This is a genomic window from Paenibacillus sp. R-74696, assembly GCF_055814915.1.
This window is the reverse complement of record NZ_JBPULM010000030.1, coordinates 381,977-394,640: the sequence shown is the minus strand read 5'-3', so window position 1 is coordinate 394,640 and position 12,664 is coordinate 381,977. Positions and strand designations below refer to the sequence as shown.

Below are 12,664 nucleotides of genomic sequence, written 5' to 3'. Positions count from 1 at the left end.
AATACATAGCAGCAATACAAGTCCTGGTCAAAAATCCGAATGAGTCACGGGCTATGTCTTTAGCTTGCCTGAATTCATAGTAGGAGAGCAAGGAAGTCTTTGTTTTAGTGAATACCTAGCGGCAGCAATCATTAAATGTAAACGATTGTACTTTAAGTAAATTAATGCACATATTAACCAATTTGGTTTTCTGCCTATAATTAAAATGCAAGTTAGTAGCTAAACAGAAGGAAAGAGGTGGTGTTTCTAGTAAGAAACAGGCACCAAAATAAAAGATTTATGGGATGTGCCAGGTTAGAAGGCTTATGACTATTTTGGAGGTGGATGTATGATGAAGAAGAAGTTTGCGATGTTTATCTCTATTTGTTTGATTTTTTTGTTAGCGCTTCCAGTATCGGCTTTTGCAGGTCCTGCTGTTCCTGGCAATGGGACGGATCTGAGTGAAACATTCGGAAACCGGAAAATTACGGTGAATGTCACTTCTTTTGATGCCAACTATCAGCCTGCGTCTAACGGTCCGGTCGAGGTCAGAGTAAAACTTTTGAATGGATATCCGGGTAATTACATTTATCAAACGGTCAACCTGACATTGACATCCTCGAGTCCAAGTCTAGGCTCGTATGTCTATACTTCAAACACGCTGGATTACGGTTGGAGGATTATTGAAATCGTAGCTGTCTTTGGTAATTTCGTTATTGGGAAGTCTACTAACTATTTAGTTGAGTGGTGACATCAATTTTATTTGCAAGCAAGCGATGAACAGAAGGAGCTGTCCCAAAAGCATGAAGTTCGCTGGAGAGATAGCTCACTTTCAACCCAAAAACATAAAAACATAGCCGTACAGGGTGTCTATTCCTGTACGGCTATGTTTCTCTTTTGCTCTATGGTTGCTTGTTTCATGAGATTATGGGCAAGCGCCTGATTTTGTCTTTACCATTTGCCGCTCTATGATTAAGGAATATAAGAAAATAGGAATTTAGGCAGCCCATATGGATTTTGGTTATCACCGCAAAGTACACCGTGAAGGTAAAGTCGTCAAGCATCTCAGAAGTAATATCGGGGTAGTTGCCAACGGATTTTCCCGCATATTAAAGATCTATCCCCATAAAAAGGATCTGGATATTCGACTTCACCTGCAATCTCCTTAACACTTTTATAAAAAGCCTACGCAACGGTGATCATTATAATGAAACAGGATATCGGCTTTTATACATTAATCTATTTAAACCAGCCCTTGCGCCATAACCAGAAAATCATGATAGACCCAACTCCCAACAAAACCCATAAGACCCCAAAATAACCCCAACGCCAAGTAAGTTCTGGCATATACTCAAAATTCATTCCATAAATGCTCGCAATGAAGGTTAAGGGAATAAATATGGATGTCATAACGGTTAGTGTCTTCATTATCTTATTCATTCTGTTTGCATTTATTGAAATGTAGCTGTCCCTCATATCTGCGGTCATTTCTCGATTAGATTCAATCATTTCGGAAAGCTTCAGCAAATGGTCGTAAATATCGGTAAAGTATACGACTTGTTCTTTTATTCCATCAATTTTCTCAGAATTAATTACTCGGTAAAGAAGCTCCCTCATAGGTAAAACGGTTTTTCTGAGTTTGAGCAAATCAGAGCGGATATCGAAAATGGTATCCATTAATTTTTCAACGCTTTCATTTTTAACATTGTCTTCAATTTCATTTAATTGGTCTTCTATTTGATACAAAGTTGGAAAGTAATTGTCAACCAATTTGTCCATGATTGAATAAGCAACAAAAATATGACCTTTCTCTGATAAACTTTTATGTTCAATTATGCGGCTCCAAGCCTCATCTACCTCTCTGCAATTGGATAAATGGAATGAAACCACGAAGTTTATGCCTATAAACAAATCAATTTCTTCAGCTTGCAAAGTTTTTTGGTCAATGGAGTGCAGTACAAAAAAGTGGTCAGCATCATAATGGTCTAATTTTGGACGCTGTAAAAAGTGCAGACAATCTTCAATAGCTAAGGGGTGGAAATGGAAATAAGTCTCCAATAACTTTGTTTCTTCTTCTGTTGGAGAATTAAAATCAACCCAAAACCATTTAATGTTTGAATTAGTAAGGTCAGTTATGGAAATATCCGTTATCACTTTCAAGTCATTGGTTACAGCAATTGTTCGAAGCACAAAACACCATCCTCATGTGAAATCCTGATTAAGGATAGTATAGCATTTCCCATTTTATTTTACTTGCTCATGTTGAACCAAACCAAGCACGGTATAGCGCATGTACTCCCTCTATGATATCCTCCTTGCTCAAACCGCCGAATCCGATCTGCACCATGGAATTCTCAGCTTCAGCCCGTTCTGCCCAAAAGGGAGATACAGGGTAGACCCTGACGCCTTCTTCCTCCGCAGCGGCAATCAACTGATGTTCATCCATGCCATTATGCACACGCAACAAAATATGAAGTCCGGCATCCTGGCCGATTATGGTTGCTTGAGCGCCCATCACTTGCTGAATCGTTGATATCAGCGTGAATTGCTTCTCTCGGTATACATGGCGCATCCGGCGAATGTGGGCTTCCCAATGTCCATTTTTCATAAACAGCTCCAACGTTTTCTGGTGAAAACGTGATACCGTTTGGTCATACAACGGGTAGTTTTGCTCACCGTGCAGCTCTATTAGCTCCTGAGGCAGCACCATGTAGGCGATGCGTAGGGAAGGGAGCAGGCATTTTGAAAAAGTCCCCAGGTAAACCGTGCGATGATGGGTATCGAGGCTCTGCAGGGACGGTATGGGTTTGCCGACATATCTGAATTCGCTATCGTAATCGTCCTCGATAATAATCCCATTCTGGTCGGCTGCCCATTTCAGCAATTGCATTCTTTTGGGGAGCGGCATGACCATTCCATAGGGGAACTGGTGGGACGGCGTCATGTACACGATGCGGGATTTGCTTTCATAAAGCTTCTGTATATTCAGCCCATCCGTTTCCAGCGGAATAGGGTGGATGTGAAAACCATGATGCGCAAAAATCGTCCTCACTCCGTCATATCCCGGCTCTTCCATTGCCATCCCGTTGCTGTTGTCGTTGCTTGCCCCACCTATTAAGCGGGATACCACGCCAAGTAAATACTGCACACCAGCTCCAATCATAATTTGATCAGGTGTGCAATTGACTCCTCTGGAGCCGTGCAAATATGTGGCGATTTCTTCTCGAAGCCCAGGTTCTCCAAGCGGATCGCCATATGAACACAAGTCCTGTTGATCCTGGTGCAAGCTTAGATTGGATAGCTTTCGCCAAGTGGCAAATGGAAAATGCGCAGCATCAACATCGCCATAGCGAAAATCGTAGCGGATCGCCGAGCTAACCTGTGCCCTATTTTTCAACTCCATCTTATTTATTTGATGCGACAAAGGCAACGACTCCAGCTCCAGATCAATAACGTATAGGCCGCTCCTGGGCCTGCTTTGAACATAACCTTCGGCTAACAGCTGTTGATAGGCCAAATCCACCGTATTGCGGCTAATATGGAGGTGGGCAGCCAGCGACCGAATAGAAGGCAGCCGTGTCTCAGCGGCCAGCTTTCCTCTCAAAATTTCTTGCTTAATATATTGATAAAGCTGGGAGTATAACGCCTCTCCAGACGCTCTGTTCAACAATACCGTCAAATCGATCATTCATATCCTCCTTGTAATAAAAATTGACCCTATAAACTAGTTTAGTTTTGTCACTACTTATGGGGTCAATTGATTAATACAATTATAACACTTCCAGTCAGTCGAATTTGGATGAATGCCAGAAGACAGGAACACTATCGCTTTAGGAGGAGAAGGAATTGAATAAACAAATAGGCTCCAATGAAAAAATAGATGCAGGCCACCAGTCAGACTTGGCGATGAAGACCTTTAATGACCACCCGGGTTTCCGCCGGATGTTTGCCCCAGACAAATTGACAATCGGATTATTTTTGCCGCTTAAATTTTATACAGGTCAGATGGATGTTTTACAGGGCCAAGCTGATCTAGTTGAAAAGATGGATCAAAGCAATTTTGCTGCCGTCTGGGTACGGGATGTCCCGCTATTTGACCCCGGCTTTCGGGATGCAGGGCAAGTATTCGATCCATTCGTTTATCTGGCCTATCTTGCTGCAAGGACAAAAAACATATCCTTAGTAACAGGAAGCGCGGTCTTCACGCTTCGCCATCCCATAGATTTGGCCAAGGCGGCTGCATCCATAGATGTGCTTTCTGGCGGGCGGCTTGTGTTAGGGATTGCTTCCGGAGACCGTGCCGCTGAGTTTCCAGCTTATGGACTAGATGCGGATCATCGAGATGGACGTTTCCGGGAGACGGTACAGTTTTTTCGGGAGCTGATTCATCAGAGAAGTCCTGAAATTCAATCTTCGCTTGGTAGAATGGGAGGGCTTGAATTGCTGCCTAAGCCAGCAGCTGGCGGTATTCCACTTATCGTGACGGGTTCAAGCAGGCAGTCTCTTGATTGGATTGCGGAGCACAGCGACGGCTGGCTCACTTATCCCGAAGCGACGGCAAATGAGGCAGGTCCCCGAATGCTCGGCCGTAAGATCAAGGCTTGGCGGGAAAAAATCCCCGGCGGCATATTCAAGCCGCATATGACCAACGAATGGATTGATCTTGTGGAAGATGTCAATTATCCTCGAACCCCGCTTCGCGGCGGATACATATTGCGTACAGGGCGTGCAGGCCTGATTCAGCTGTTGGAGGAATGGCAGGCAGTTGGGGTCAATCATGCTGCGCTCGGCATCCAATTTTCAAGCCGGCCACCTGCCGAAGTCATTCAGGAGCTGGCAGAGGAAGTATTGCCGCTTTTCCCTACGCATGCTGGGCCGAAGCCGCTGTTTACTGGGTGGTAGAGGATGAAGGGGGCTCAAACAGAAATTTACTGGACAACCTTTACCCATTCCCTGTTTAGTGGCATACCGCTGCAAGTAGCGGCGACCGAGCGAGGGTTATGTCTAATCGCGTTGCCGGATGACACCCATATGAACCTGAAGCAATGGGTCGGAAAGAAGTTTCCTAATGCGAAGCTGATAAAACATCAGAGCAGGCTTTCTCCATATCTGGAGCAGCTGCAGTCCTATTGTGAGGGGGAAAGCACGTCATTCGAGATCCCTCTTGATTTACAGGGGACTAATTTTCAGATTTCTGTTTGGACAGAGCTGATGAAAATTCCATATGGGCAAAGCCGCAGTTATTTTGATATTGCGAAGATGATAAATAATCCCCAGGCCACACGCGCAGTGGGAAGCGCCAACGGGGCCAATCCGATTCCTATTGTCATTCCATGTCACCGTGTTATCGGGAAGAACGGCACATTGACGGGGTACAGTGGAGGCTTGCAGGCAAAAGAAAAGCTGCTTCGATTAGAAGGTTATTTTGATTACACGGTTTCGGGCCATGCTCGTTTTGACTTTTGAACGGATCTTCATCGTCCATTTCCTGAAAATCGATATCCAATGCCTCGCACGGTATGAATATGGCGCGGAGCATCGGACATGTCTTCGAGGATGGAGTTGTGCTCCCAGGCAATGCATCCTCAACTGCCTCTACAAAGGCTATCTATATTATGAATGACGTACGCTGTTTCTTACGGATAGCTCTTAATAACGAGCAGTGGAGCGTGTCGCCAGCAAAAAGCTGAAGCCCATAAAGAGGCTCCAGCTTTTTTGTATTAGTTGCCTATCTTTTCCGCCAAGCTCATTTCCACGCACATGAGAATAAAAGCGCCTGCGCCATGCAGATCATTTTCGCTGGTAGGACGGGCGATATAGTGGGCGTAATCACCTATTCCTGTGCCGATACAGATTTGGCCAATGATGACGTGGCCATTCTCATCAAGCTTCAGCGTATCAATAACGCCCTGATAGCCCTTCCAAGCATATTGCAAATACTTGGCATCCAGATAACCGAATCTTACCGCTTTGGCAATGGCATGAACGAACAGGGCGGTACAGGAATTTTCCAGCCAATTATCCGGCTGCTCTGGCTTGTCGACAACCTGATACCATAAACCGGTCGCAGCATCTTGGAAGTTAGTCAGTGAAAGGAGCAGGTCCTGTAGAATACGGACTAGCGCTGCTTTATCCTTATGATCCTCAGGCAGGTATTCGAACATTTCCAGCAAGGCGACAGGGTACCAGCCGATCGCTCTACCCCAGAACTCTGGAGCAAGCCCCGTATCTGGGTCAGCCCAAGCGGCTTCCTTCGTTTCATCCCACCCGTGGTACAATAAGCCGGTTTTCGGGTCCTTGGTGTGTTTTGCCATCATAAGCGCTTGGAACGTCATCAAGTCAAAATAGTCGCTTTCCCCAAACGTCTTGCCGAACTGGACGGCAATAGGGCCCGCCATGTATAAGCCGTCCAGCCACATTTGATTCGGGTAATGCTCCTTATGCCAGAACCCGCCCGAAGGATTCGTTTTCCATGACTTTAACAGCGGAACAAGGGTATGCAGCGCTTTTTTATACCGTTCGTCGCCCGTTTGCTCATACAATCTAAACAGAAGAACACCAGGCTGTATATCATCCAGTTCATCCGGATTGTATTTCTTAATGCTTCCGTCCACGAGAATTTGGCTGTCTACCCAGCGTTTAATATAATCATTGTATTTGTCCTTCTTCGTTTCCTGCCAGCATTTCTCCATACCCGACAGAAACACGCCCTGATGATAGTGAAACCGGTCTGGCGGAAGCAATTCCGGCTCAAATTTATCCATTAACGCCTCGCAGGCCTTCTCGGCCCATTGGATGGGGGAAAGGGTGTCTTGCACTCGATTTTCAGACGTAGTATTAGCATTCGAAGCATTCATTGCATTCATTCCTCCTTCTTGTATTAAGTTTAGTTTAGCAGAGGATCATGTACATTTTTTGCGAAAATACCTTTATTCTTCTTATATCTTGCAGAAAATAAGCTGAGGCGTATAATAAAATGACATAACAGATGAGGGGCGGAGCCTAAAGATGGGAGATTTTCAATATGAAAATAAGGACGGGACTTTATTGGTTTCCCACCGGAAGGCGCTAAGCCACAATATGCCAGCCAGCCATTTTCACAGCACCTATGAAATTTTTTATTTAATGTCGGGAAAACGGGAGTTTTTTATTAAGGACAGGACCATGGTGATCAATGAAGGGGATGTGATTATCATCTCTCCCAATATTTTGCACCGGACGACCAACACAGAAACGCCCCAGCATGAGCGGCTCATTATTAATATTCATGAGAGCAACATGGCCTCGGCTAATGGCTCTTATATAGACACGCTGCAGCCGCTGTTTGAGCAGGAGTACATCATTATTAAATGCTCCTTGCAGGACAGGCTCTCCATCGAGGCGCTATCCAAGCGGATCATCGAGGAAATTCAGCATAAAAAAACAGGCTTCGAGATGTATGCGCAAACTTTGGTTTTGCAGCTGCTTCTGGTTTGCTGCCGGCATATTAGACAAAACAGCATCGAGCCCCTAGAATCGCCAAGTCCGATGCATGAAAGAATTTCGGAGGTTGTCCGCTATATCAACAGCCATTATATGCAGGAGCTGTCGCTTCATCCGCTAGCAGAGAGATTTTATGTCAGCCCCTATTATTTAAGCCGTTTTTTTAAAGAGGCAACAGGCTTTACGTTCGTGGAGTATTTGAACAGCGTCAGGATCAAGGAGGCGAAAAAGCTTTTGGAGCAATCGTCGATGAAGGTCAATCTGATTGCGAGGAAGGTAGGCTTCGGCAGTGTGACGCATTTCGGCAGAGTGTTCAAGTCAACGACGGGACATAAACCATTATTTTATAGAAAGGGAAAGTGAGCGATCGTTTCGGTGGGTTTATAATGGATGTGACACTAACCAACAGGAAAGTAGCTATACTTAAAGTGCGTACTTATATAATGGCAGCGTGCGCTTTATACTCAAGAGGCCAATCACACTTTAGGAGGAGCCTTCATTGAAAACACTCATTATTGTCACACATCCCAGCTTAGAAACATCGGTCATCAATAAGCGATGGATAGAAGAGCTTGCGAAATATCCGGAAAAATATACGATACACGAATTGCATAAAGCTTACCCTGATGGAAACATCGACGTGGAGAAAGAACAGCAGTTGGTTGAAGCACATGGAAATCTGATTTTGCAGTTTCCTATTTATTGGTTTAATTGTCCCCCTCTCCTTAAAAAATGGTTGGATGAGGTTTTAGCCTATGGATGGGCCTTCGGTTCCAAAGGTGGGGACAAATTGAAAAATCGCAAAGTGGCGTTAGCTGTATCCGCGGGAGCAACAGAAGAGAATTATCAGGAAGAGGGAAAATATCGCTACACACTTGCCCAATTATTGGCTCCTTTTGAAATTTCCTTCCTGTATTGCAGTGCTGATTATCGCTCCTATTTTGCTTTTTATGGTACAGAAGCGGAGCCGGGTGAAAATGAACCCGGTGCAGCCGTCTCAACGTCTGCAAGCAAGCTAGAAGCAAACGCAGTGGCTTATTTGAATTTTGTTGACAGCCTGTGACCTTGCCGCTGCTCAGTCTCCAACGCAGGCGAACATGACAAAAATGTAACCATTCCTCTCTTGTTTATCATCTAAATCGAACGACGGGACTGGCTGTAAACCCTAAAATGAAGAGGTTGGAGCGGCAGTATTGATTTGTTCGAGCTAGCCAGCTCCAAAATTAGGGTAAGCAGGGAGAGGATTTTAATTGATCCACAATAAGAAACGAACCCGCATCACATCCGGTATTTTGGCGGCACTTCTGACGCTGACTTTTGCAGGTGAAGCAAGCGCAAACGCGCAGCGGCCGGAATCCCCTTCTTCTGTCGCAATCAAACCTCAAGCCTCACTTAGCAGTGCCGCTACAAGTCATTTCACGAGCGGCCCGCGTGATGCCAAGGAGGTCGAGGCCTTTTTTGATGCTTTTTTTGAGCAGGATGCCATCCGGCAAAAAGCGGGGGCCGCTGTCATATCCGTCGTGCAAGGAGGAAAAGTACTCGTATCCAAAGGCTACGGTGTAAACGACCTGACGTCCAAGTCGCCTGTTGAGGCAAGCGAGTCCACCTTCCGAATCGCCTCGATCTCCAAAGTGTTTACGGCTGCTGCCATTATGCAGCTTGTCGATCAAGGGAAAATATCGCTTCAAGATAATATTGAAAAATATTTGGATGGTTACCAACTAAACAATCCCTATGGTACGCCGGTTACCATCGAGAATCTGCTGACGCATACGACGGGCTTTGAGGTGCGCGAGCCTACAGATGCCAGTTATTTATTTGATCCCGCCCAAAAGCCGATTTCGCTCAAGGAAAGCATCTTTGCTGTGTTTCCGCCAGTCACTCGTCAGCCGGGAACCTCTTATATGTACGATAATTTCGCATCGCGGCTGCAAGGCTACATCGTCCAGCAGGTAAGCGGAGAGCCTTTCGCGAGCTATGTGCAGAGGCATCTGTTCGAGCCGCTTGGCATGACCTCCAGCCATTTTAGCCTTACGAAAAATGAAGCCGAACGGCTCGTCACCTCTTACGATGCGGCGGGAGGGGCTATTCCGGTGTACGATTTTTCACCGAGCGAGTGGCCGGAGGGCAGTATGCTATCGACAGCCGCCGATATGGCGCTGTTTATGAAAGCCTTTTTGAACGATGGCCGGGCGGAAGACGGCACGATTATTTTGTCGCCCGAATCGGTGAAGGCCATGTCGACCTATCACATTGCCATCGATCCGGACTTTCCGGATATGACATACGGCTTTGAATCGTCTGTGGCTCCATCTCATACGAATGGTGAAGCTGTCATCTCCAAGGGAGGCGATATACTTGGCTTCAGCTCGCTCCTCTGGCTGCTGCCAGATCGCAAAACTGGTGTTTTCGTATCCTATAATTCGAATCAGGATTTGCGCAATGAGCTGTTTGCCGCATTTATGGATCACTATTACGCTGGTCACCCATCGAAATATGAAGCTGCTGCTGGCTTTAAGCCGCAGCCTGCGAAGGAGCTCGCCAAGTTTGAAGGCTTGTATTCGGATTTGCGAATTAAGCTGCTAACGAAGGTCGAAGCGACGGGCAACGGCATTCTTACCGTAAGCGATATTTCCAGCCGTCAACAATTGAAGCAGGTCGATGATTTGCTGTTTGTGGATGAGCAGGGCAATCCCCTTGCATTCAAGGAGGATGCGGACGGGAAAATCAGCTATCTGAAATATGCTAATCTCTTCAGCTACGCCGCTAAAATACCGGAGCATCAGGAAGGCTTCCCAGACGTATCGATTGGTCATCCCTATGCCAGCTACATTTTGGGCTTGAAGTCGCTTGGTCTTTTGACAGATGATTTGTCTAAGCCGTTTCAACCGGAGCAAGCGGTCACCCGCGGCGCCTTCATCCAAGCTTTTAATGCGATATGGAGCATTCCTGAATCCGCGAACCCGTCCTCGTTTAAGGACGTCGAGCATTCACCGTATCGCAAAGCGATTCAAGCCGCCGTTGAGGCGGGGCTGCTGAATGGGAGCGAGGCCGGCTTGTTTGAGCCGGACCGGCCTATTCTTCGGGAAGAAGCGGCGGCGATCGTTTTTCGCTTGCTGACGATGACGGGCATCAGGACGCAGGATACGACTGCAACGCTTGCGCCCGGCACATCGAAATGGGCGATTGATGCCGTTAGCTCTATAGTGAAATGGCAGCTGCATGGGCCAGAGGTGACCGAAGCCGGCGGGAAGATGGACTACGGCTCGCGTCGGGCATTAAATAAGCAGGAGCTGGCAGCGCTGCTGTTCACAATGCTGCTTCCGGCATAAAGCTGCGAAGCAGGGTTATTACTTGGGGGGCAATAATTTGCCGCCCCTTTTTGTGTGGAAACTTGTAATGGTATGATGTAGGAAGCGGACACTTGGGTGGCGGGGCTATTCAAGGCTGCGAACAACCGCGGGAAGGGATTTGGCTCTAGTGGATTTGAAAATATTGCTGATAGAAGATGACGATGCCATTTTCCATTCGTTGAAGGAGAGGCTGGAGCAGTGGTCGTTTCAAGTAACGGGCCCAGAGCGATTTGACGATGTGATGCACACTTTTATTAAAGTGCAGCCGCAACTTGTTATTATTGATATTCAGCTTCCTATGTATGATGGCTTTCACTGGTGCCGGGAAATTCGGGCGGTGTCGAAAGTGCCGATTTTCTTTTTGTCCTCGCGTGATCATCCTTTAGATATGGTCATGGCGATGAACATGGGGGCGGATGATTATATTCAAAAGCCGTTTCATATGGACGTGCTGCTGGCCCAAATTCAGGCGATTTTTCGCAGAACCTATGCTTACGGAGAGGCAGCGGCTGATCTGATCGAATGGAACGGCTCTATTATTGATATGAAACGTGGGCTGATCCGCAAACACGGACAGGATGTGCTTTTGACGAAAAATGAATTTTTTATCCTCGTCGTGCTCGTCCAGGCGAAGGATACGGTTATCTCCCGCCATGATCTCATTCGCAGGCTGTGGGATGATGAGCAATTTGTCAACGACAATACGCTGACAGCGAATATAACCCGGCTGCGCCAGAAGCTGGCGGTTTTCCAGCTGGAAGAAGCCATTGTAACTAAGAAAGGGCTGGGCTATATGGCCGCCACGTTATGAGGGGGGAAAGACTTGCTGCACCGTTATTTATATGACAGAAAAAGCTGGATCGCGTTCTACCTGCTTTCTTTGCTGTTCGTGGATTTGCTAATCTGGCTTGACAATGGCATTGCGATTCAGGCGGTTTCGATGCTGTATATGAACGGGCTGCTCATGCTTGCGCTGGTGGCTTTTTTAGGGTGGCGCTTTCAAAAAGAAACAGCTTACGCGCGCGCACTGGCAAGCACAGCTGAACAAATAGAGGAGGACTGGAGCGAAACGCTGCCGCCCGCTTATTTTTATCATGAAGAAGCTGCGAATCGACTTTTGCGAGCGGCCGGCCACTGGTATTCGGACAAGCTTTCAGCTAGCTATGCGGCCCATACGGTGGAGCAGGAGGATACGGCGGCATGGGTGCACGAAGTGAAAGCGCCGCTGACCGCCATGAAAATGACGATAGATGCCGACAGGAGCAGCCAGGCGCTGCGAAAAATAGAATCGGAATGGCTGCGCATTCATCTGCTCATTGACCAGCAGCTGTACATTTCACGGCTCCCTTCGCTCGAGGCGGATTATGTGCTGGAGCAGGCCGGGATTCAGCAGCTTGCTGCCCTGGAAGTAAGGGAGCTGGCTTCTTGGTGTGTAGAGAAAAATATAGCCGTCCTGTTTGAAGGCGAAGAAGCAATAGTCAGGACGGACCGTAAATGGTGCCGTTTTGTGATGAGGCAATTGCTGACGAATGCGGTCAAATATAGCCCAAAGGGTGGTACGATACTTCTATTGACGACCGTAGCGCCCGAGGGCCAGGTGAGGATCACGATCAAGGATGAGGGACCAGGGATTGCCGCTCATGACCTGCCACGTATTTTTGATAAAGGGTTTACTGGGGGAAACGGCAGGCTGCAAAATGCGGCAACCGGACTGGGGCTTTATTTAGCACGGACGGTTGCGCTCAAAATCGGGGTTGACCTGACTGTGCAATCTGGGCTGCACGCAGGAACAGCAATGGAGATGACCTTCCCTATAAGCAATGCGTTCGAAGCGATTCGGGCATGACCGT

General features: G+C 47.0%; 11 protein-coding genes. 8 read left to right on the top strand and 3 right to left on the bottom strand.

What is annotated here, in order from left to right; all coding sequences use genetic code 11:
* Positions 1-328: 328 nt before the first annotated feature.
* A complete protein-coding gene (locus tag ACSR9A_RS13380) occupies positions 329-730 on the top strand; it encodes a hypothetical protein (protein WP_473757673.1) in 402 nt (133 codons plus the stop codon).
* A 488-nt stretch (positions 731-1,218) separates the two neighbouring features.
* Here ACSR9A_RS13380 and corA read toward each other — a convergent pair whose 3' ends face one another.
* Together corA and pdxR are read right to left on the bottom strand one after the other, a co-directional pair.
* Positions 1,219-2,169, bottom strand: coding sequence for a magnesium/cobalt transporter CorA (gene corA / locus ACSR9A_RS13375; RefSeq protein ID WP_473757672.1), 951 nt, complete (start codon positions 2,167-2,169; stop codon positions 1,219-1,221).
* A gap of 67 nt (positions 2,170-2,236) precedes the next feature.
* The gene (gene pdxR, locus ACSR9A_RS13370) at positions 2,237-3,667 is read right to left on the bottom strand and encodes a MocR-like pyridoxine biosynthesis transcription factor PdxR (protein WP_473757671.1); all 1,431 of its coding nucleotides are present in this window, start codon (positions 3,665-3,667) and stop codon (positions 2,237-2,239) included.
* Positions 3,668-3,825: 158 nt separating this feature from the next.
* Here pdxR and ACSR9A_RS13365 point away from each other — a divergent pair, with 158 nt between their 5' ends.
* Both ACSR9A_RS13365 and ACSR9A_RS13360 read left to right on the top strand, forming a co-directional pair.
* Positions 3,826-4,881, top strand: coding sequence for an LLM class oxidoreductase (locus ACSR9A_RS13365; protein WP_473757670.1), 1,056 nt, complete (start codon positions 3,826-3,828; stop codon positions 4,879-4,881).
* 3 nt (positions 4,882-4,884) lie between these two features.
* Positions 4,885-5,445 carry a methylated-DNA--[protein]-cysteine S-methyltransferase gene (locus ACSR9A_RS13360; RefSeq protein WP_473757669.1) on the top strand — a complete coding sequence of 187 codons (561 nt, stop codon included), beginning with the start codon at positions 4,885-4,887 and terminating at the stop codon, positions 5,443-5,445.
* A 254-nt stretch (positions 5,446-5,699) separates the two neighbouring features.
* On the opposite strand, the gene ACSR9A_RS13355 is transcribed toward ACSR9A_RS13360, so the two are convergent.
* Positions 5,700-6,836, bottom strand: coding sequence for a glycoside hydrolase family 88/105 protein (locus tag ACSR9A_RS13355; RefSeq protein ID WP_473757668.1), 1,137 nt, complete (start codon positions 6,834-6,836; stop codon positions 5,700-5,702).
* A 151-nt stretch (positions 6,837-6,987) separates the two neighbouring features.
* Between ACSR9A_RS13355 and ACSR9A_RS13350 the strand changes: the two genes are divergently transcribed.
* From ACSR9A_RS13350 to ACSR9A_RS13330, 5 genes are all read left to right on the top strand, one after another.
* A complete protein-coding gene (locus tag ACSR9A_RS13350) occupies positions 6,988-7,824 on the top strand; it encodes an AraC family transcriptional regulator (protein ID WP_473757667.1) in 837 nt (278 codons plus the stop codon).
* A gap of 136 nt (positions 7,825-7,960) precedes the next feature.
* Positions 7,961-8,524 (top strand): NAD(P)H-dependent oxidoreductase, encoded by a 564-nt coding sequence (locus tag ACSR9A_RS13345; RefSeq protein ID WP_473757666.1) that lies wholly within the window; start codon positions 7,961-7,963, stop codon positions 8,522-8,524.
* Positions 8,525-8,711: 187 nt separating this feature from the next.
* Complete coding sequence (locus tag ACSR9A_RS13340) at positions 8,712-10,793, top strand: serine hydrolase domain-containing protein (protein WP_473757665.1); 2,082 nt, start codon at positions 8,712-8,714, stop codon at positions 10,791-10,793.
* Positions 10,794-10,941: 148 nt separating this feature from the next.
* Positions 10,942-11,625, top strand: a complete 684-nt coding sequence (locus ACSR9A_RS13335) for a response regulator transcription factor (RefSeq protein WP_473757664.1) — start codon at positions 10,942-10,944, stop codon at positions 11,623-11,625.
* A gap of 12 nt (positions 11,626-11,637) precedes the next feature.
* Positions 11,638-12,660, top strand: coding sequence for a sensor histidine kinase (locus tag ACSR9A_RS13330; RefSeq protein ID WP_473757663.1), 1,023 nt, complete (start codon positions 11,638-11,640; stop codon positions 12,658-12,660).
* Positions 12,661-12,664: the final 4 nt, after the last annotated feature.

What these genes read in the sequence shown, in the direction of transcription:
- ACSR9A_RS13380 (WP_473757673.1), top strand. Translation starts at nt 329, where the DNA reads ATGATGAAGAAGAAGTTTGCGATGTTTATCTCTATTTGTTTGATTTTT.
- pdxR (WP_473757671.1), bottom strand. Translation starts at nt 3,667, where the DNA reads ATGATCGATTTGACGGTATTGTTGAACAGAGCGTCTGGAGAGGCGTTA.
- ACSR9A_RS13360 (WP_473757669.1), top strand. Translation starts at nt 4,885, where the DNA reads ATGAAGGGGGCTCAAACAGAAATTTACTGGACAACCTTTACCCATTCC.
- ACSR9A_RS13355 (WP_473757668.1), bottom strand. Translation starts at nt 6,836, where the DNA reads ATGAATGCTTCGAATGCTAATACTACGTCTGAAAATCGAGTGCAAGAC.
- ACSR9A_RS13350 (WP_473757667.1), top strand. Translation starts at nt 6,988, where the DNA reads ATGGGAGATTTTCAATATGAAAATAAGGACGGGACTTTATTGGTTTCC.